The sequence below is a fragment of the Noviherbaspirillum sp. L7-7A genome (assembly GCF_019052805.1).
Lineage (GTDB): Bacteria > Pseudomonadota > Gammaproteobacteria > Burkholderiales > Burkholderiaceae_D > Noviherbaspirillum_A.
Genome location: NZ_JAHQRJ010000001.1, coordinates 3208878 through 3230512, shown reverse-complemented (window position 1 = coordinate 3230512; position 21635 = coordinate 3208878). Strand labels below are relative to the sequence as shown.

Here is a 21635-nt window from a genome sequence, read left to right as displayed (position 1 = left end):
ACAGAGGAAATCATCGCCGCTAGAGTAATTGCTCCAAATTTTCGCAAAATGCTTGCGACGCCAGGGCCTGCCGACTAGCATCCTGCTTACCGGCAGCTTTCGAGAGGCCTGCCGGTCCGGCGCCCAGCGCATTCTTCCATCTCCATACATAACAATATTTCGAGGCAGACTATGGACAAGATTTGGCTTAGGTCCTATCCGGCGGACGTTCCCGCGGAAATCGATTACACCCGTTACCGTTCGCTGGTTCACCTGCTGGAAGAAGCGTTCCAGAATTATGCGCAGCGCAAGGCCTACATCTGCATGGGCAAGTCGCTGACCTATGCCCAGGTCGATGCCATGTCCCAGCGCCTCGGCGCCTGGCTGCAGAGCAGGGGGCTGGAAAAGGGCGCCCGCGTGGCGCTGATGATGCCCAACATATTGCAGTACCCGGTGGCCCTGGCCGCCGTGCTGCGCGCCGGCTATACCGTCGTCAACGTCAATCCGCTCTACACCGCCCGCGAACTGTCGCACCAGCTCAACGATTCCGGCGCCGAAGCCATCATCATTCTCGAGAACTTCGCCACCACGCTGGAACAGGTGGTGGCAAACACCAGGGTGCGCCACGTGGTGATCGCCTCGATGGGCGACCTGCTGGGCGGACTGAAGGGCGGCATCGTCAATTTCGTGGTGCGCAATGTGAAAAAGATGGTGCCGGCCTATCAGTTGTCCAATGCCGTGCCGTTCAAGCGGGCGCTGGCCGAAGGCAGCCGCATGACGCTCAAGCCCGTGCCGCTGACCCACGAGGACGTGGCCTTCCTGCAGTACACCGGCGGCACCACCGGCGTCTCCAAGGGCGCGACCCTCACCCATCGCAACGTGCTGGCCAATGTGCTGCAGAGCGAAGCCTGGGCGCAGCCGGCGATCAAGCGCGAGCCGCATGTCGAGGAACTGGTGTATGTCTGCGCGCTGCCGCTGTATCACATCTTTGCGCTGACGGCTTGCTGCCTGATGGGAACCCGCATGGGCGCCACGAACCTGCTCATACCGAATCCGCGCGACATCCCTGGCCTGGTCAAGGAGCTGTCGAAGTACAAGATCAATATCTTCCCGGCGGTCAACACGCTGTACAACGGCCTGCTCAACAACCCCGACTTTGCCAAGCTCGACTTTTCCGGGCTGAAGGTCTGCAACGGTGGCGGCATGGCGGTGCAACGCGCGGTGGCGGACAAGTGGCTGCAGGTGACGGGCTGCCCCATCATCGAGGGTTATGGCTTGTCCGAGACCTCCCCGGTCGCCACCTGCAATCCATCCGACAACCATGCCTTCACCGGCACGATAGGCTTGCCCGTTCCATCGACAGAAATCGCGATCCTGGATGACAACGGCCAGCCCCTGCCGCTTGGCCAGGTGGGTGAAATCGCCATCCGCGGACCGCAGGTGATGGCGGGCTACTGGAACCGTCCGGAAGAAACGGCCAAGGTGATGACACCTGAGGGCTACTTCAAGACCGGCGACGTCGGCGTGATGGACGAACGCGGCTATGTGCGCATCGTCGACCGCAAGAAGGACATGATCCTGGTGTCGGGTTTCAATGTCTATCCGAACGAGATCGAGGATGTGCTGGCCACCCATCCCGGCGTGCTGGAGTCGGCGTGCGTGGGCGTGCCCGATGCCAGTTCGGGCGAGGCAGTCAAGGTTTTCGTGGTGCGCAAGGACCCCGCGCTGACCTCGGCCCAGCTCATGGACTATTGCCGCGAGCAGCTGACCGGCTACAAGCGTCCCAAGTACATCGAGTTCCGCAATGAACTGCCGAAGACGAATGTGGGCAAGATACTGCGGCGCGAATTGCGCGACGAGAAGCAGGCGGCTTAACTTCCTCAGGCGGCCGGCAACACGCCCGGCCGGCCATCCTCCACCCTGAAACGCGCCAGCGTGGTCATTGCCGAGCTGGCGCTTTTTACATTCTCCAGGCCCTGGAACAAGACCGTGGCATGATCCGGCGCCAGGTCCATCACGGCGAAGCCGCGCCGGTCGCTGCGGCCGTAGGCAATGTGCGGATTCATCGTCAGGTACTCGTCCGTGCGCGCTTGTGGCCGCGAATTCGACGTCACCGACGTGCCGCAGAACTCGGTCGCCAGCACCGGGTTTTCCGGCGAAGCGGGACGGTAGAAATCGCTGCGCAGATCGCTGGCGAAAAAGCTGTGCACGTCGCCTGAAATCACCACGGGATTGGACGGACGGTAACGCGCGATATCGCGCATCAGGCGCTGCCGCGCTGCCGGATAGCCATCCCAGCCATCGGTCCAGAACCGGCCCTCGCCTTCGCGGTCAGCCTGGGCATGGCTGCACTGTGCCATCAGCGTCTGCTGCGCCAGGATGTTCCAGCGTGCCCTCGACGAGGCCAGCCCCTGCGCCAGCCAGGCTTCCTGTTCCAGGCCAAGCAGCGTACGCTGCGGCGCCAGCCGTTCCCGGCAGGACGCGCCGACCGATGTGCTGCCGCCGCGCCCGGTCGGCGCGCAGGCCTGATGCGAACGATACTGGCGGTCATCCAGCACATGCAGGCGTGCCAGCCGCCCCCAGTCATAACGCTCATAGATGCGCATATGGGCGAAGCCTCCGGCATGCGCCGGCGGCACCGTCAGCCGCACCGGCATGTGCTCATAGAAAGCCTGGTAGGCGGCGGCGCGGCGCTGCAGGAAGGCCGGGTCCAGCCGGCCGTCGCGGTCATCGGCGTAATCATTGGCCACTTCATGGTCATCCCAGGTAACGATCCAGGGCGCGGCATGGTGCGATGCCTGCAGATGCGGGTCGGCCTTGTACTGCGCGTAACGGGCACGGTAGTCCGCCAGCGTGATGGATTCATCGCTGCGCCGGGGCGAGTCCGGATGCGTGCTCTGATACGGTCCCCATTCGTAGATGTAGTCTCCGAGAAAGGCCACCAGGTCGGGCGCCATCGCGGCGATGTGGCGATGCGCCGCATACTCGCCGAATTCCCAGTGCTGGCAGGAGGCGTAGGCCAGCCGCATTCTTGCCGGCATTGCCTCTGCCGCAGGCGCAGTGCGGGTGCGTGCCACCGGACTGATCGCATCGCCCAGCATGAAGCGGTACCAGTACCAGCGGTCCGGCTGCAGGCCGCCCACGTCGACATGCACGCTGTGCGCAAGCTGCGGCGCCGCGAGGGCGTCGCCGCGCGCGACGATGCTGCGAAAAGCTTCATCATTCGCCACTTCCCAGCGCACTGTCAGAGGGCCGGACGATGGCGGCGCGTCATTGCCTGGCTCGGCCATGAGACGGGTCCACAGCACCACGCCATGGGGCAGCGGCGATCCGGAAGCCACGCCGAGGCGGAATGGATACCAGTTGGCGGCGCAGAGCGTGGTTCCGGCTGCGCCAGCGCCCAAGGCCGCAAGGCGTGCTGCATTGAGCAGGAAGGAACGCCTGTCCATGCGCTGGAAGGTTATGCGCCGTCCGGATGCTGGGCCGACTCGGGCGGCAACAGCCGCGGCTTGCGGTCTTCCCCCGTGGCGACATAGGTGAGGGTGGCTTCGGTCACCTTCACCACTTCCCATTGCAGGCGATTGCGCTCGGCATAGACCTCGACATTTACCGTCACCGAGGTCTTGCCCGACTTCACGACCGTGGCATAGAACGACAGCAGGTCGCCGACGAACACCGGTTGCTTGAAGACAAAGGAGTTGACGGCGATGGTGGCCACCCGGCCATTGGCGCGGCGGGCCGCCGGCAGGGCGCCGGCGATGTCGACCTGGGCCATGATCCATCCGCCAAACACATCGCCGTGCGCATTCGAATCCGCCGGCATCGGCATGACCCGCAAGGCCGGCATGCCGGGCGGAAGTCTGGTCTGGTTACTTTCGGTCATGGAGCGGTCCTGCCTTCCTGGGATAAGAACGTTACAATCGAGGGCCAAGCATAAACCATCCGCCAGCCCACTCTCAATGCGACGCACTCTGCCCCCGCTTCCCGACGCACCCGCCAACCAGGGCACCCGCAACGACTGGGCCACCCTGAAGACCCTGCTGCCCTATCTGTGGGCCTACAAATGGCGCATGTCGCTGGCCCTGGTGTTCCTGGTCAGCGCCAAGATGGCCAATGTGGGCGTTCCGCTCATCCTCAAGCAGCTGATCGACCGTCTCACCATCACCGCCAGCCAGCCGCAGGCATTGCTGGCGCTGCCGCTTGGCCTGCTGCTTGCGTATGGCGCGCTGCGGCTGTCCACCACGCTCTTTACCGAGTTGCGCGAATTCGTATTCGCCCGGGTCACCCAGCGCGCAGTGCGCACTGTCGCGCTGCAGGTCTTCAAGCATCTGCATTCGCTGTCGCTGCGCTTCCACCTGAACCGCCAGACCGGCGGCATGACGCGCGACATCGAGCGCGGCACCCGCGGCATTTCCTCGCTGGTTTCCTACACCCTGTTTTCCATCCTGCCCACGCTGGTCGAAATCACGCTGGTGCTGGGCTACCTGGTGCTGCATTACGACATCTGGTTTTCCATCATCACGGCCGGCGCGCTGGTGACCTACATCGCCTTCACCGTGCTGGTCACCGAGTGGCGCACCCACTTCCGGCGCACGATGAATGACCTGGACTCCAAGGCCAACACCAAGGCGATCGACTCCCTGATCAACTATGAAACGGTCAAGTACTTCGGCAACGAAGAGTACGAGGCACGGCGCTATGACGAGGGCCTGCAGCGCTACGAGGCCGCCGCGGTGCGCTCGCAAACCTCGCTGTCGCTGCTCAACACCGGCCAGTCCGCCATCATCGCCGTTGCCGTCACCCTGATCCTCTGGCGCGCCACCCAGGGCGTGATCGACGGCACCCTGACGCTGGGCGACCTGGTGCTGGTCAATGCCTTCATGATCCAGCTGTATGTGCCGCTGAACTTCCTGGGCGTGCTGTACCGGGAGATCAAGCAGAGCCTGGCCGACATGGAACGCCTGTTTGCCTTGCTGGACCAGCATCGCGAAGTGGCGGACGTGCCCGGTGCGCCGGCGCTTGCCGCGCATGGCGCCGAGGTGCGCTTCTCCCATGTGAATTTCAGCTACGAGAAAAACCGGCAGATCCTGTTCGACGTCGACTTCACCATCCCGGCCGGCAGCACGACTGCCGTGGTCGGCCATAGCGGCTCCGGCAAATCGACGCTGTCGCGGCTGCTGTTTCGTTTCTACGATGTGGATGGCGGCGCCATCAGCATCGATGGCCAGGACCTGCGTCAGGTAACACAGTCATCGCTGCGCGGCGCCATCGGCATCGTGCCGCAGGACACCGTGCTGTTCAATGACACCATCGAATACAACATCGCCTATGGCAGGCCGGGCGCCAGCCGCGAGGAACTGATCGCCGCCGCGCGCGCCGCATCCATCCACGACTTCATCGAAACGCTGCCGGCGGGTTACCAGACCATGGTCGGCGAGCGCGGCCTGAAGCTGTCGGGTGGTGAGAAGCAGCGGGTGGCGATTGCCCGCGCGCTGCTGAAAGACCCGGCCATCCTGATCTTCGACGAAGCGACGTCCGCCCTGGATTCACGTGCCGAGCAGGCGATACAGGCCGAACTGAAGGCGATTGCCCGTACCCGGACCACGCTGGTCATCGCGCACCGGCTGTCCACGATCGCCGACGCGGCCCAGATCCTGGTGATGGACCACGGCCGCATCATCGAGCGCGGCACCCATGCGCAGCTGCTGGCGGCGGACGGCGCCTATGCGCAGATGTGGGCACGGCAGCAGGCCAGGCCGGACGAAGCCCAGGCTTCGCCACGCGCCGATCCGATGGGCGCCAGCGAAGCCGCCTGACGCCATTGCTTTGCCTGCGGCTGGCCAGCCGATTACCATGGCGCCATGGACACCAAATGGCTTGAAGACTTCATTTCCCTGGCAGAGACACGCAGCTTCAGCCGCTCGGCTGAACTGCGGCATGTCACCCAGCCGGCATTCTCGCGCCGCATCCAGTCGCTGGAAGCCTGGCTCGGCGCCGACCTGATCGACCGCACTTCCTATCCCACGCGCCTGACGCCGGCCGGCGAGGTTTTCTATGAGCAGGCGATGGAAATGCTCGGCCAGGTCAACAACGCCCGCGCGCTGTTACGCGGCAACCGGCCCATGGCGCCCGGCATGATCGACTTTGCCGTGCCGCATACGCTGTCGCTGACCTTCGTGCCGAAATGGATCAAATCCATGGAAGCCGGTTTCGGCCCGGTCGGCGCGCGCCTGATGGCGCTGAACGTGCATGACGCCGTGATGACCATCGTCGAAGGCGGTTGCGACCTGCTGCTGTGCTACCACCATCCACGCCAGCCGGTGCAACTCGATCCCGGCCGCTACGACATGCTGGTGCTGGGACACGAGACCTTGCGCGCCTATGCCCGCTGCGACCGCGCCGGCACGCCCGACTTCCTGCTGCCTGGCGATATCCGCTCGCCATTGCCCTTTCTGTCCTATACCAGCAATGCCTATCTCGGCCGCATGGTGGATCTGATCCTGACCGATGCCCGCAAGACGCCGCATCTGGAACGCCGCTACGAAACCGACATGGCGGAAGGGTTGAAGATGATGGCGCTGGAAGGGCATGGCCTGGCTTTCCTGCCGGAGTCCGCCGTCATGCGCGAACTGAAGCAGAAGCAGCTGGCGCGCGCGGACGGTGGCATACCGGACTGGGAAGTGCAGATGGAAATCAGGCTGTACCGGGAACGTCCTTCCGCACAGAGGCCTGGCAAGCCGGTGGTTAGCCGGCTGTGGGATTACCTGGTTCAGCCGCCTTCATCAAAACACCTTTCCGGCAAGGCTGGTGTCAAATCGAAAGGCTAACTGGGAACTAAATCTATGTTTTATACGCATAGTTACATGCGAACAAGGCATTGGATTCGTAGCGGCGGCCAGTCATAAGATACAGGTCTCTGCAGCGCAAGCCCCGCACGGTTCGCTGCCTGCGTCGTTCAACCAAGGAGACCCCAAATGTCCAGCCAGCATGAAATTCCGTCCTATCTGACCCCGCATGAAGTCGGCCCATGGGCCGTGTACCTCGAGCAGATTGACCGTGTGACGCCTTATCTGGGCGGTCTGGCGCGCTGGGTGGAAACCCTGAAGCGGCCCAAGCGCGTGCTGATCGTCGACGTGCCCATCGAGCGCGACGACGGCAGCATCGCGCATTTCGAAGGCTACCGGGTGCAGCACAATACCTCCCGCGGCCCCGGCAAGGGCGGCGTGCGTTTTCACCAGGACGTCACGCTGTCCGAGGTGATGGCGCTGTCGGCCTGGATGACGGTGAAGAACGCGGCGGTCAACGTGCCGTATGGCGGCGCCAAGGGCGGCATCAGGCTGGATCCGCGTTTGCTGTCGCAAGCCGAACTGCAGCGCGTGACGCGTCGCTATACCAGCGAGATCGGCATCATCATCGGCCCCAACAAGGACATTCCCGCCCCGGACGTCAACACCAACGAGCAGGTCATGGCATGGATGATGGACACCTATTCGATGAACCAGGGCAGCACGGCATCCGGCGTGGTGACGGGCAAGCCGATTTCCCTCGGTGGCAGCCTCGGCCGGCGGGAAGCGACAGGCCGCGGCGTATTCGTTGTCGGCTGCGAAGCGGCGGCAAAGACCGGTCTGGACATCAAGGGCGCCAGGATTGCCGTGCAAGGCTTTGGCAATGTCGGCAGCATCGCGGCCCGGCTCTTCAGCGAAGCCGGCGCCCGCATCGTGGCCGTGCAGGACCATCAATCGACGGTATATAACGAAGCCGGCCTCGACTTAGCCGCGCTCCAGGAGCACGTTGCTGCCCACGGCGGTGTCGGCGGTTATGCCGGCGCAGAACACATCAGTGACCGTAGCCGTTTCTGGGGCGTGGACTGCGACATTCTGATTCCGGCTGCCCTTGAGCAGCAGATCACTGAAGTCAATGCCGGGCAAATCACCGCGAAAATCATCCTTGAAGGCGCAAACGGCCCGACCACGCCGCTTGCCGACGATATCCTGCATGAGAAGGGCGTTCTGATTGTTCCGGATGTGATTGCAAACGCCGGCGGCGTGACCGTCAGCTATTTCGAATGGGTACAGGACTTCTCGAGCTTCTTCTGGACTGAAGACGAAATCAATCTGCGCCTTACGCGCATCATGCGGGAAGCATTTGCCGGCGTCTGGCAACTCGCTTCCGAGAAAAAAGTATCGCTTCGCACAGCGGCATTCATCGTGGGCTGCACCCGCATACTGCAAGCAAGGGAAATGCGCGGCCTGTATCCCTGAGAGCCGAAAGCGCAAGCAGTCGACCAACAAGGAATACAGACTGCACAAGCTGTTGCGGTCACCCGAACAGTTTTTTGTTGACACGATTTCTTGTTGGAAATACGATGTCGGTGTTGTTTTGTTTTTCCGATTCGCCCGCCTTGTGCGGGCTTTTTTTATGTGTTCATATTAAACGTTGTCGATTTCGTAACCTTGTCGGATATCAAGCTATATCTAACTTTGGGAGCAGGATCTTGTTCCAGACATCCTGTTCTCAGGTGCTAGATCTTAAGCGCCAGGGCTGGTATTCACGGAAAGCATTGCGACTATCAATTTTTAAAAGTTTTGAAGCTTATCGAAATTCACTAAAGTGCTGACCTTCCGTGTTGTGCCTCCTCCACTAGCTTCAGCGCTAGCCGAAAGAGGCGTCGATGGAAGACATGATGCACGGCGAATGCGTGATAAAGATTGTCAAAACGAAGCAAAAAACAGTTGACGCAAGCCACCAAACATCGCATAATCGCTTTCTCTGCTGCTGACGAACACAACGCTTCGCAGCAGCCGGCCAGTCCCACGGGGCGGCCGGCGGCAGACCGAATTGCCCGGTTCTTTAACAACCAACAACCGATAAGTGTGGGCACTTGACGAAGTGCGCCGGCGGCAACGCCGGATGCTCAAAATATCAAGCAAGTGCTCACAACAAAGAAGTAGAACGATTCGCAAGAATCGGTCTGTCAGTATTTTGAGTGAGCGACGGTTCTTCGGAACCTGCCAGCAATGGCACAAAACAGAGATTGAACTGAAGAGTTTGATCCTGGCTCAGATTGAACGCTGGCGGCATGCCTTACACATGCAAGTCGAACGGCAGCACGGACTTCGGTCTGGTGGCGAGTGGCGAACGGGTGAGTAACATATCGGAACGTGCCCTGGAGTGGGGGATAACTAGTCGAAAGACTAGCTAATACCGCATACGATCTATGGATGAAAGTGGGGGATCGCAAGACCTCATGCTCGTGGAGCGGCCGATATCTGATTAGCTAGTTGGTAGGGTAAAAGCCTACCAAGGCATCGATCAGTAGCTGGTCTGAGAGGACGACCAGCCACACTGGGACTGAGACACGGCCCAGACTCCTACGGGAGGCAGCAGTGGGGAATTTTGGACAATGGGGGCAACCCTGATCCAGCAATGCCGCGTGAGTGAAGAAGGCCTTCGGGTTGTAAAGCTCTTTTGTCAGGGAAGAAACGGTTCTGGCTAATACCCGGGGCTAATGACGGTACCTGAAGAATAAGCACCGGCTAACTACGTGCCAGCAGCCGCGGTAATACGTAGGGTGCGAGCGTTAATCGGAATTACTGGGCGTAAAGCGTGCGCAGGCGGTTGTGCAAGACAGATGTGAAATCCCCGGGCTCAACCTGGGAATTGCATTTGTGACTGCACGGCTAGAGTGTGTCAGAGGGGGGTAGAATTCCACGTGTAGCAGTGAAATGCGTAGAGATGTGGAGGAATACCGATGGCGAAGGCAGCCCCCTGGGATAACACTGACGCTCATGCACGAAAGCGTGGGGAGCAAACAGGATTAGATACCCTGGTAGTCCACGCCCTAAACGATGTCAACTAGTTGTCGGGTCTTAATTGACTTGGTAACGCAGCTAACGCGTGAAGTTGACCGCCTGGGGAGTACGGTCGCAAGATTAAAACTCAAAGGAATTGACGGGGACCCGCACAAGCGGTGGATGATGTGGATTAATTCGATGCAACGCGAAAAACCTTACCTACCCTTGACATGGCAGGAATCCCTGAGAGATCAGGGAGTGCTCGAAAGAGAACCTGCACACAGGTGCTGCATGGCTGTCGTCAGCTCGTGTCGTGAGATGTTGGGTTAAGTCCCGCAACGAGCGCAACCCTTGTCATTAGTTGCTACGAAAGGGCACTCTAATGAGACTGCCGGTGACAAACCGGAGGAAGGTGGGGATGACGTCAAGTCCTCATGGCCCTTATGGGTAGGGCTTCACACGTCATACAATGGTACATACAGAGGGCCGCCAACCCGCGAGGGGGAGCTAATCCCAGAAAGTGTATCGTAGTCCGGATTGGAGTCTGCAACTCGACTCCATGAAGTTGGAATCGCTAGTAATCGCGGATCAGCATGTCGCGGTGAATACGTTCCCGGGTCTTGTACACACCGCCCGTCACACCATGGGAGCGGGTTTTACCAGAAGTAGGTAGCTTAACCGCAAGGAGGGCGCTTACCACGGTAGGATTCGTGACTGGGGTGAAGTCGTAACAAGGTAGCCGTATCGGAAGGTGCGGCTGGATCACCTCCTTTCTAGAGATATGCACATAGTTGGGTGTCCACACTTATCGGTTGTTCGGCAAAACGAGAACAGTCAAAACACAGTCAAGGTCATGAAGTGATCGGTACACAAGGCGCTGCAGCAGGGGCGTCGCATCGTGTGCGGGGTCTGTAGCTCAGCTGGTTAGAGCACCGTGTTGATAACGCGGGGGTCGTTGGTTCGAGCCCAACCAGACCCACCAGTTGGCAGCAGCGCTGAAGTCATAGCGAGAAGTTGGCAAGTCCCTGGGGGTTTAGCTCAGCTGGGAGAGCACCTGCTTTGCAAGCAGGGGGTCGTCGGTTCGATCCCGTCAACCTCCACCATTATCCTGATCACACTGTGGCAAGGTACAAACGTAAGTCAGCAACAGCGTTGCGGGACTTAGGTTTGATCATTGCAATCAACAAGGCTGTATTCGTTCTTTAACAAAGTGGAAGAAGTAGTAAAGATCAATGTAATTCGCAATGCGAAGACAGTGAGCAGTCATGTTCATTGTAAGCAGCATTGCCGGGTTGTGATTGTATCGAAACAAACATGCATCAAATGAAACACAGCGCTTGCCTGTGACGTCTTTGGAGGTGACTCCAGAGGTCAACGTTATAGGGACAAGTGACTAAGTGCACATGGTGGATGCCTTGGCGATTACAGGCGATGAAGGACGCAGTAGCTTGCGATAAGCTGCGGGGAGCTGGCAAACAAGCTTTGATCCGCAGATGTCCGAATGGGGAAACCCGGCCCGCAAGGGTCATCACTCACTGAATACATAGGTGTGTGAAGCGAACGCGGCGAACTGAAACATCTAAGTAGCTGCAGGAAAAGAAATCAACCGAGATTCCCAAAGTAGTGGCGAGCGAAATGGGACCAGCCAGCAAGATTTAGCAGTCGTGATAGTGGAATGCTCTGGAAAGTGCAGCCGTAGCGGGTGATAGCCCCGTACGCGAAATCATGATTGTGGAACCAGGCTTGCGACAAGTAGGGCGGGACACGTGAAATCCTGTCTGAACATGGGGGGACCATCCTCCAAGGCTAAATACTCGTAATCGACCGATAGTGAACCAGTACCGTGAGGGAAAGGCGAAAAGAACCCCGGAAGGGGAGTGAAATAGATCCTGAAACCGTGTGCATACAAACAGTCGGAGCCCCTTCGTGGGGTGACGGCGTACCTTTTGTATAATGGGTCAGCGACTTACATTCAGTGGCAAGGTTAACCGCATAGGGAAGCCGTAGAGAAATCGAGTCCGAACAGGGCGACAGTCGCTGGGTGTAGACCCGAAACCAAGTGATCTACTCATGGCCAGGATGAAGGTGCCGTAACAGGTACTGGAGGTCCGAACCCACTAATGTTGAAAAATTAGGGGATGAGCTGTGGGTAGGGGTGAAAGGCTAAACAAACTTGGAAATAGCTGGTTCTCTCCGAAAACTATTTAGGTAGTGCCTCAAGTATCACCATCGGGGGTAGAGCACTGTTATGGCTAGGGGGTCATCGCGACTTACCAACCCATTGCAAACTCCGAATACCGATGAGTGCGAGCTTGGGAGACAGACGTCGGGTGCTAACGTCCGGCGTCAAGAGGGAAACAACCCAGACCGCCAGCTAAGGTCCCAAAGATTGGCTAAGTGGAAAACGAAGTGGGAAGGCTAAAACAGTCAGGAGGTTGGCTTAGAAGCAGCCACCCTTTAAAGAAAGCGTAATAGCTCACTGATCGAGTCGTCCTGCGCGGAAGATGTAACGGGGCTAAGCCAGTCACCGAAGCTGCGGATATGACGTAATTCATTACGTCATATGGTAGGAGAGCGTTCTGTAAGCCTGCGAAGGTGTCTTGTAAAGGATGCTGGAGGTATCAGAAGTGCGAATGCTGACATGAGTAGCGATAATGGGGGTGAAAAGCCCCCACGCCGTAAGCCCAAGGTTTCCTGTTCAACGTTCATCGGAGCAGGGTGAGTCGGCCCCTAAGGCGAGGCAGAGATGCGTAGCTGATGGGAAGCAGGTTAATATTCCTGCACCGTCGTGTGATGCGATGGGGGGACGGATCGCGAATGGTTGTCCGGGTGTTGGATGTCCCGGTTCTTGACTTGTAGAAGGCCCTTAGGCAAATCCGGGGGCGTAATTCAAGGGGTCGAGACCAGCGGCTTTAAGCTGCGAAGCAATCGGAAGTGGTTCCAAGAAAAGCCTCTAAGCTTCAGTCACACGAGACCGTACCGCAAACCGACACAGGTGGGCGAGATGAGTATTCTAAGGCGCTTGAGAGAACTCGGGAGAAGGAACTCGGCAAATTGGTACCGTAACTTCGGGATAAGGTACGCCCTGGTAGCTTGACTGGCCTGCGCCAGAAGGGCGACGGGGTTGCAATAAACTGGTGGCTGCGACTGTTTAATAAAAACACAGCACTCTGCAAACACGAAAGTGGACGTATAGGGTGTGACGCCTGCCCGGTGCTGGAAGATTAAATGATGGGGTGCAAGCTCTTGATTGAAGTCCCAGTAAACGGCGGCCGTAACTATAACGGTCCTAAGGTAGCGAAATTCCTTGTCGGGTAAGTTCCGACCTGCACGAATGGCGTAACGATGGCCACACTGTCTCCTCCCGAGACTCAGCGAAGTTGAAATGTTTGTGATGATGCAATCTACCCGCGGCTAGACGGAAAGACCCCATGAACCTTTACTGTAGCTTTGCATTGGACTTTGAACCAATCTGTGTAGGATAGGTGGGAGGCTTTGAAGCGGGGACGCTAGTTCTCGTGGAGCCAACCTTGAAATACCACCCTGGTTTGTTTGAGGTTCTAACCTTGGTCCGTTATCCGGATCGGGGACAGTGCATGGTAGGCAGTTTGACTGGGGCGGTCTCCTCCCAAAGTGTAACGGAGGAGTTCGAAGGTACGCTAGGTACGGTCGGACATCGTGCTCATAGTGCAATGGCATAAGCGTGCTTAACTGCGAGACTGACAAGTCGAGCAGGTACGAAAGTAGGACATAGTGATCCGGTGGTTCTGTATGGAAGGGCCATCGCTCAACGGATAAAAGGTACTCTGGGGATAACAGGCTGATTCCTCCCAAGAGTTCATATCGACGGGGAGTTTGGCACCTCGATGTCGGCTCATCACATCCTGGGGCTGTAGCCGGTCCCAAGGGTATGGCTGTTCGCCATTTAAAGTGGTACGTGAGCTGGGTTTAAAACGTCGTGAGACAGTTTGGTCCCTATCTGCCGTGGGCGTTGGAAGTTTGAAGGGGGCTGCTCCTAGTACGAGAGGACCGGAGTGGACGAACCTCTGGTGTACCGGTTGTCACGCCAGTGGCATTGCCGGGTAGCTAAGTTCGGAAGAGATAACCGCTGAAAGCATCTAAGCGGGAAACTCGCCTTGAGATGAGACTTCCCGGGAGCTTGACTCCCCTAAAGGGTCGTTCGAGACCAGGACGTTGATAGGCTGGGTGTGGAAGCGCAGTAATGCGTTAAGCTAACCAGTACTAATTGCCCGTGCGGCTTGTCCCTATAACCTTGATGGTGCATAGCGGCGCTGTGTGGTGCGTGACGTTCCGATACTCACAACCTGCAAGACAAGACATTGATCGTTGCATCACCCCTGCGAAGTGCAGGAGCGATGCGGCTGCTTCTTCCCTTTGGGTTGGATGTGGCGTGTGCCAGGCGAGGAGCCGGCAGCGCGACAGACAACCGACAAGTCATGCCTGATGACCATAGCGAGTTGGTACCACCCCTTCCCATCCCGAACAGGACCGTGAAACGACTTTGCGCCGATGATAGTGCTGCAACCAGTGTGAAAGTAGGTCATCGTCAGGCTGTTATTAGAAAACCCCGGCGCCAGCAGGCGTCGGGGGTTTTTGCTTTGGGGCGGCCGCATGGGGTGGTCGAGCTGAATCGATTTCGATATCACTTTCGCCGGATACCTGAACAATCTCGTGTATCTCCACCAGCACCAGCACCAGCACCAGCACCAGCACCAGCACCAGCACCAGCACCAGCACCAGCACCAGCAGTACTATCAATGCCAACGTAGTAGTGACTCCCCGAGCTTCCCTCGTTTTTGTCTTCCAGCCAGCGGCTTATGCTGTGTATTGTTGCTCTTGTTGCAGCTTCCCTTGCTCCACCTACTGACTCTGCGACTAATAGCCGAAGTGGAACGTTGAAACTTTCGATTACAGAAGGCTTCGACTAATCTTGGGCCAGCCGACTATCGCGGCAAAAGCAGGATAGTGCGCATATCATGAACGCGTTCGTTTTCAAAACTGTTGAACCAGCTTGGCTTCAGTGGTAATTTCGGCAACGACCTTAACGGCTCATCCAACTCACCATGTCGTAAGCGAGCAGTTTTACCGGACTGAAGTAGCCCCCTGATTCCCCGGACCGTCGGTATTCCTTAAACTAACGACTAGGAATACTGCTATGGATATGCCTATGCCTTCGGGAAGAAGTCAGCAAGTGGAAGTCATTACCGGGGTCCAGCGGCGCAGACGCTGGACCCCGGAACAGAAGCTGGAATGGGTCAAGCGCAGCATGGAACCGGGGATGTCGGTGTCCCTGGTGGCTCGGGAAGCGGGTATCACTGCCAGCCAGCTGTTCCAGTGGCGCAAAGCCTATACAGAAGGATCGCTGGTTGCCGTGGGTGCCAATGAGCCCGTGGTGCCAGCGTCTGAACTGCAGGATGCAATGAAGCGCATCAAGCAACTGGAAGCGGCATTGGGACGCAAGACCCTGGAGAATGACATCCTCAAGGAAGCAGTGGACCTTGCCAAAGCAAAAAAGTGGATTGCGCGCTCGCCGCTGTTGCCCGGGGACGACCAATGAGACTGGTGTGTTCGACCCTTGGCGTGGCGCGCAGTCATCTCGTGGCACTACGCAAGCGTTCTGATGACTGGACTGACCGCCGCACGGCACGCAGCCGGATGGATGACACGTCACTGCTGGAAGACGTTCGGCACGTCATTCATGGCCTCGGCACCTATGGCTACCGACGGGTCTGGGGCGTATTGCGACATCAGCATCCCAGGCCGAACGGACAGTCTCCTAACCACAAACGCGTCTATCGGGTCATGCGGGACCATGGCTTACTGCTGTATCGTCATGGTCAGCGACCTGTCTCTACCCGCAGGCACGATGGCAAGGTAGCCGTCGACAGCAGCAATACCCGCTGGTGCTCGGACGGCTTTGAACTGGCTTGCGACAATGGCGAACGGGTACGGATAGCCTTTGCGCTGGACTGCTGCGATCGAGAAGTCATGAGCTGGGTGGCGACGACAAAAGGCATTGACGCCGGGCTGGTGGGCGACTTGATGATGCAAGCGGTCGAGTCTCGATTTGGTCCAAACAACACGGCGCCATCGGAGATCGAATGGCTGACCGACAATGGCAGTTGCTATACCGCTGCTGATACCCGATCGTTTGCGCGTGCACTGGGTCTCAAACCGGTGACCACGGCGGTTTCCAGCCCGCAGAGCAACGGAATGGCCGAGAGTCTGGTCAAGACCATCAAGCGCGATTACGCCAGGCTGGCATTACTTCCAGATGCCAGAACTGTGATGCGACAATTGGTGGACTGGTTTGAGCACTACAATACGAAGCACCCGCATAGCGCGCTAAAGTACCTGCCGCCACGCATGTTCAGAGAGAAACAGCCTTTGATTAACTAACGCCGGTGGTACGGGAATATAGGGGCGAGACCACGGACCGTACCACTGGCATATTGATTAGAGCGATCCAAATGCAGTAGCACTCCCAGCACCGGGCGTCACCGAAACCATGCCATGGTCAACACTTTGGCTGCCAAGTTTGTGTAAGGCATTTCACCCGCGTATGACTGGCACTAATGAAACGTGTACGCGGATCCAAGACTGTCTGCCTCCATCGGCGCGAGCAACTGCCTATTCCTAGGCCGCTTGCTTCGCATGCTGCCGCTGCGGTTAAGGAACGATGTAAATGGCACAAGCTCATGGCGCCTGGAATGCTTCTACTGCAGGCCAATTCAGGCTCATTGCACAACCCATCATTGGCGAAGTACATCGCCGCTTTTTTCGGTTTCAATCTTGCGCTGCAAACGTAGCCACTTGGCGAGCAGCGGGTTCAATTCTATTTCGTCTAGCCTAACTCCTCGGTTTCCGGTGCCAAATAGCTTATCCTCGACAGCCACCGTGGCCCAGTTGCATATCATTTCATGACTTATTCCAGTTCCTACTCTACTGCCACGATTCTCTAGCCCACCTTTACCTTACGGCCAGCAAATGCCTTGAACAACTGGCGCGCTATTTTCTTCGGTTGCCTTTTTCCAACTTAAAGGCAACTTGCCATTCCTGCCGGACGACTACATGCGAGGAAGCTCGACCGCATGGTTTGCCTTTTCGGTATTTCGATGCGATACCAAACACTTCCGGGCCAGCTTTTCTGTTGATGCCGCATCGCTGCTTCACGCAATACGATTGTGATAAAAACCTGAAAAATCAACGTCACGATGTTTCCTTCAACAACTAAGTTGTTCCAACCACACGCATTACCCTGTAAAGTTGATTCATTGCAAGTTTTAAATGGTATTATTTGCAAGAAATTGTTTCTTCTCGGTCATATTAAGGAATAATACGATGCTCGAATGCGGTAACGGGCTGGCATGCAGCCAGTAGCAGACAGTGATTCTGCTGCAGTTGCCTTTCAAGCAAAGCGCAAGCAACAGCGACAAAGTTCGATAAATGATGCAGCGATCCGAAATAGACATACGAAAGCGACTGGAGCAAGCGCATCTTCCAACGATGCCGCAAATTCTCCTGAAGCTCATCGAACAATGCCAGGACGAAGAAGCTGGCATGTCGGAACTCGCCGCTCTGATATCGCAGGATCCCGGGATGGCAAGCAGCATTCTTGCCGTTGCCAATAGCCCGGCCTACCACCGTAGCGGAGGCCGCAAGGCCAATCTGGACCAGGCGCTGATGGCAATCGGCACCGACATGATCAAAACACTGGTGATCAGTGAGTCGGTGCTGCAAATGTTCAACGACTTTTCCAAGCCTGGCACGATTGACCTGCGAGGCTTTTGGAAGCATTCATTGACTGCAGCCGTGATGGCGCGCGACATCGCGATCAAGATGAAGCACCCGCATATCGAAGAGGCTTATCTTGCCGGCCTGCTGCATGATGTCGGGCGGCTAGGCCTGCTGTCCGTAGCGCCCCAGGAATATGCGGTGAACTTCCATGCAAGGGACGATGCCAAGCTGTGCTGGGTGGAGCAGCGGACCATGCAGATCACGCACGCCGAAGCAGGCGCAGCCATCATCGAGCGCTGGCAGTTGGACTCATTCCTGTGCGACAGCATCCAGTACCACCATGAACCGGCAGCCCGCGTGGCCAATGCCCACCCATTGATCCGTATTGTGATGCTGGCGCATCTACTGGCCAGCCACGATACCGACGAGGCGGCACTGGACGAAGTCGCGGCGCTTTGCGGCCTCGATGCCGACGCCATCCAGGAAATCCGCGGCAAGGCCGAGGCGCAAGTCGTGCGTGCCGCAAGCGCACTGGGTATAGACCTGGCGGGCGCAGACGACATCGTCGCCCAGGCCGCCTACGTGCCGCCCCAGCCAGCCGCAGCGCGCAATCCCACCCAGGAAAAGATGGATGAGGAAATGCGCAACATGGTGCTGGCGTCCCAGGCCAGCCGCTTTTTCTCGCGCCAGACCGACATGGCGGGCCTGATGGAAACCGTGTCCGGATCGGCCCGAATCCTGTTCAGTTTTGGCGAGGTGTTCCTGCTGCTGACTGACAAGGCCGGCCAGGCCCTGGCAGGCAAGCCGGGCAAGGGCCAGGTCGAAAGACTGGCCGAATTTTCATTGCCCCTGACAGCAGGCGGCGTGATTGCCGAGGCCGCCCTGATGCGGCGCATTGCATTTGTGCGGCGCGGCAGGGAGCTGCTGAGCCTGGCCGAGGAGCAGCTGCTGAGCCTGATGCGTGCCGACTGCCTGCTGTGCCTGCCGATGACAGTGACCGGCCGCTGCATCGGCATGCTGGTGGGCAGCATCGGCGAGCACCAGGTCGATGACCTGCAGCGACGTGAACGATTCCTGCTCGCCTACGCCTCCCAGGCGGCCAACGCGCTCCATGCCGCAATCAGCAGCCAGGCCGAACTCGACCAGCGCATCGCCAGCGTCGCAGACCAATACCAGGCAGCCACGCGCCGCGTCGCGCATGAAGTCAATAATCCGCTGTCCATCATCAAGAACTATCTCGGCATACTGGATAGCCGCCTGCGCAAGCAGGACATCGTGGTGGGCGAGGTCGCCATCCTCAATGAGGAAATCGACCGGGTAGGGCAGATCGTGCATGGCCTGGCCGAGTTGGAGCCCGAGTCTGCCAGCGCGCAGGCCGAAGTCGGGCGGGTGGTAAGGGATGTGGTGCGCCTGTTCCAGGACACTGAGTACATGCCGGCGTCGATTTCCCTGCGTGCCGACGTGCAGGACGATGAAAGCGTGCTGGAAGCCAGCGCCGATCTGCTCAAGCAGGTACTGGTCAATCTGCTGAAGAACGCCATGGAGGCGATGCCGAATGGCGGTGAAATCCAGATCGTCGACAATGGCCACGTCAACCGCGACGGCCGGCTGTATGCGGAGCTGAGCGTGCGCGACAACGGCGGCGGCATTCCGGCCGAAGTCATGGCCAAGCTTTTCTCTCCCGTGCAAAGCACCAAGGCCGGCGTGGGGCGCGGACTTGGCTTGAGCATCGTCCATGGCCTCGTGCAGAAGATGGGCGGCACGATCAGTTGCCGCAGCAGCCGCCGTGGCACGACCTTTGATGTGCAGCTGCCGTTGCATGTGCAACCCTCAGCGGCCTACGCTGGCCAGTCCAAACAGTCGGGACAGTATCCATCATGATCAATCAGCGCAACGTGGCGCCGTTCATGCCATTGCTTAATGCCGATGCGCCACTGAACGAGGCAACGGCGTCGGCCATGCCGCCAGCGCACCGCCTGCTGCTGGTCGACGACGAGCCACGCCTGCTTGCCAGCCTGTGCGCGCTGCTGGAAGACAGCGGCCATGAACTGCACACCGCCACCTGCGGCAGCGAAGCGGTGGCACTGCTGGAAAAGATGTCCTTTGATCTGGCCTTGCTGGACCTGCGGCTTCCGGACTTTGGCGGCCACCAGATCATGGACGTCATCAACCGCAAGAAGCTCGAGACCCGCGTCATCGTGCTCAGCGGCGAGACCGGCATTGATGGCGCGATCGGCGCATTGAAGCGGGGCGCCTATGACTATCTGCGCAAGCCCTACAGCCGGGAAGAGCTGCTCAACACCGTGGACAACGCCTTGCGCCAGCGTCGGCTCGAAGCCGAGAACAAGCGCATCGCGCAGCAGCTGGCACGTTCCGAAAAGCTCTACCGTTACCTGGTCGACAGTTCGCCGGACATTATTTACACGCTGAACGAGGAAGGGCGCTTTTCCTTCGTCAATGACCGGGCGCTGCAGCTGCTGGGTTTCAGCCGCACTGAGCTGATCGGCAACCATTACTCGATGCTGGTGCATGCCGAGGACATGGACCGGGCCTATTATGTCTTCAACGAGCGCCGTGTCGGCGAGCGGGCCAGCCGCAATATCGAATTGAGGCTCAAGTCCGCCGGTGGCCGCGACAAGGGGCCGGCATTTGAAACGACGCTGCTCACGCTTTCATTCAATTCCATGGGCATGTACGGCAGTGCCCCGGACAAGCACGGCGCCGAATTCTATGGCACCTATGGCGTGGCGCGCGACATCACCGAGCGCAAGCGGGCGGAGGCCATGATCTCCTACCATGCGTATCACGACATCCTGACCGACCTGCCGAACCGGATGCTGTTCAAGGACCGGCTGGGGCTGGCGATCACGCAGGCCAAGCGCAAGGATGCAGAGCTGGCGGTGATGTTCATCGATCTCGACCGTTTCAAGCTGGTCAACGATACGCTGGGCCATATCCATGGCGATGAATTGCTGCAGCAGGTGGCGGCACGGCTGAAGGCGGCGCTGCGTCAGGGCGATACGCTGGCCAGGCTGGGCGGCGATGAATTCACCATCGTCCTGCCGGAATTGCAAAGCCGTGGCGACGCCGACGTGGTGGCGCAGAAGGCGCTTGAATGCCTGCAGCTGCCCTTTGAGCTGGCCGGCAGCGACAACCATATATCCGCCAGCATCGGCATCGCTGTCTATCCGCATGACGGCACGACCATCGATGAACTGCTGTGCCATGCGGACATGGCGATGTACCAGGTCAAGGCGCGCGGCAAGAACAGCTACAGCTTCTACGAGCCATCGATGCATGAGGCGTCCTACCAGAAGATCACGCTGGAGAAAAGCCTGCGGCGTGCGCTGGAGCGCAATGAATTCGAGATGTACTACCAGCCGCAGGTGGATGCCGCCACGGGCCGGATCGTGGGCGTGGAAGGGCTGATGCGCTGGCATCATCCCGAGCGCGGCCTGCTGTCGGCCGGCGAGTTTCTGCCCTTCGCCGAAGAGAACGGCCTGATGATGCCCATCAGCGACTGGATGCTGGATGCCGTCTGCCGGGATCTCGCCTGGTGGAACAGCCAGTCGCCATCCCGCATCCGGCTGTCGCTGAATGTCTCGCCGCAGTATCTTGACAGCGGCGACTTCGTCGAAAAGATGAAGACCATGCTGGCACGGCACAGGCTGTCGGCATCGCAGATCGAGGTGGAGATCACCGAGAACATCTGTATCCGCAATCCGCAGTATGCGATCGAGCAGCTCAACAAGCTCGAGGCGATTGGCGTGAGCGTCGCCATTGATGACTTCGGCACCGGTTATTCCTCGCTCGCCTACCTGCATCGCTTTCCGGTACATACCATCAAGATCGATCAATCCTTCGTCAGGGAGATCCACCGGATCGACGGCCATTACCCCGTGGTGCTGGCGATCATGTCGATTGCCAGCGGGCTGTCGCTGAACGTGGTCGCCGAGGGCGTGGAAAGCGGCGTCCAGGCCGCTTATCTGCAACGCATCGGCTGCTCGGTGATGCAGGGCTACCTGTACCACCGGCCGGTGTCAGCGGCCCACTTTCTGCAACTGCTGCCACGCCATGTCGCCCGTATTGCCTGAAGCCGGATCT

10 protein-coding genes, 2 tRNA genes and 3 rRNA genes are annotated in these 21635 nt (G+C 58.8%); 12 read left to right on the top strand and 3 right to left on the bottom strand.

Annotation, left to right across the window (positions count from 1 at the left end):
• Nucleotides 1-171 precede the first annotated feature (171 nt).
• Nucleotides 172-1854, top strand: coding sequence for a long-chain-fatty-acid--CoA ligase (locus tag KTQ42_RS14690; protein WP_217346166.1), 1683 nt, complete (start codon nucleotides 172-174; stop codon nucleotides 1852-1854).
• 5 nt (nucleotides 1855-1859) lie between these two features.
• On the opposite strand, the gene KTQ42_RS14685 is transcribed toward KTQ42_RS14690, so the two are convergent.
• Together KTQ42_RS14685 and KTQ42_RS14680 are read right to left on the bottom strand one after the other, a co-directional pair.
• Entirely contained in the window at nucleotides 1860-3428 is a 1569-nt protein-coding gene (locus tag KTQ42_RS14685) for an alkaline phosphatase D family protein (RefSeq protein WP_217346165.1), read from the bottom strand.
• A gap of 11 nt (nucleotides 3429-3439) precedes the next feature.
• The gene (locus tag KTQ42_RS14680; RefSeq protein WP_217346164.1) at nucleotides 3440-3862 is read right to left on the bottom strand and encodes an acyl-CoA thioesterase; all 423 of its coding nucleotides are present in this window, start codon (nucleotides 3860-3862) and stop codon (nucleotides 3440-3442) included.
• Nucleotides 3863-3938: 76 nt separating this feature from the next.
• Between KTQ42_RS14680 and KTQ42_RS14675 the strand changes: the two genes are divergently transcribed.
• The 8 genes from KTQ42_RS14675 (at nucleotide 3939) to rrf (ending at nucleotide 14346) form a co-directional block, all read left to right on the top strand.
• The gene (locus tag KTQ42_RS14675) at nucleotides 3939-5795 is read left to right on the top strand and encodes an ABC transporter ATP-binding protein/permease (RefSeq protein WP_217346163.1); all 1857 of its coding nucleotides are present in this window, start codon (nucleotides 3939-3941) and stop codon (nucleotides 5793-5795) included.
• 45 nt (nucleotides 5796-5840) lie between these two features.
• Nucleotides 5841-6806, top strand: a complete 966-nt coding sequence (locus KTQ42_RS14670; RefSeq protein ID WP_217346162.1) for a LysR family transcriptional regulator — start codon at nucleotides 5841-5843, stop codon at nucleotides 6804-6806.
• A 147-nt stretch (nucleotides 6807-6953) separates the two neighbouring features.
• Nucleotides 6954-8240 carry a Glu/Leu/Phe/Val dehydrogenase gene (locus KTQ42_RS14665; RefSeq protein ID WP_217346161.1) on the top strand — a complete coding sequence of 429 codons (1287 nt, stop codon included), beginning with the start codon at nucleotides 6954-6956 and terminating at the stop codon, nucleotides 8238-8240.
• Between the two features lie 775 nt (nucleotides 8241-9015).
• Nucleotides 9016-10546: ribosomal RNA gene (locus KTQ42_RS14660) — 16S ribosomal RNA — on the top strand.
• Between the two features lie 132 nt (nucleotides 10547-10678).
• Nucleotides 10679-10755 (top strand) — tRNA-Ile (locus tag KTQ42_RS14655).
• A gap of 45 nt (nucleotides 10756-10800) precedes the next feature.
• A tRNA-Ala gene (locus KTQ42_RS14650) sits at nucleotides 10801-10876 on the top strand.
• 280 nt (nucleotides 10877-11156) lie between these two features.
• Nucleotides 11157-14040: ribosomal RNA gene (locus KTQ42_RS14645) — 23S ribosomal RNA — on the top strand.
• Between the two features lie 193 nt (nucleotides 14041-14233).
• Nucleotides 14234-14346: ribosomal RNA gene (rrf, locus tag KTQ42_RS14640) — 5S ribosomal RNA — on the top strand.
• The 16S, 23S and 5S rRNA genes sit together here with 2 tRNA genes alongside, the layout of an rRNA operon.
• Before the next feature lie 5 nt (nucleotides 14347-14351).
• Here rrf and KTQ42_RS14635 read toward each other — a convergent pair.
• Nucleotides 14352-14558, bottom strand: a complete 207-nt coding sequence (locus KTQ42_RS14635; protein WP_217346160.1) for a hypothetical protein — start codon at nucleotides 14556-14558, stop codon at nucleotides 14352-14354.
• A 391-nt stretch (nucleotides 14559-14949) separates the two neighbouring features.
• Here KTQ42_RS14635 and KTQ42_RS14630 point away from each other — a divergent pair.
• From KTQ42_RS14630 to KTQ42_RS14620, 3 genes are all read left to right on the top strand, one after another.
• Nucleotides 14950-16193, top strand: a protein-coding gene (locus KTQ42_RS14630; protein WP_217346159.1) for an IS3 family transposase whose coding sequence is annotated in 2 segments (ribosomal slippage) — nucleotides 14950-15295 and nucleotides 15295-16193 — 1245 coding nt in all. Because the reading frame shifts where the segments join, the coding sequence is not laid out codon by codon here.
• Nucleotides 16194-17240: 1047 nt separating this feature from the next.
• Nucleotides 17241-19412, top strand: coding sequence for an HDOD domain-containing protein (locus KTQ42_RS14625; RefSeq protein ID WP_349292152.1), 2172 nt, complete (start codon nucleotides 17241-17243; stop codon nucleotides 19410-19412).
• Nucleotides 19413-19489: 77 nt separating this feature from the next.
• Nucleotides 19490-21625: an EAL domain-containing protein gene (locus KTQ42_RS14620; protein ID WP_249222951.1), complete on the top strand. Its 2136-nt coding sequence runs from the start codon at nucleotides 19490-19492 to the stop codon at nucleotides 21623-21625.
• Nucleotides 21626-21635: the final 10 nt, after the last annotated feature.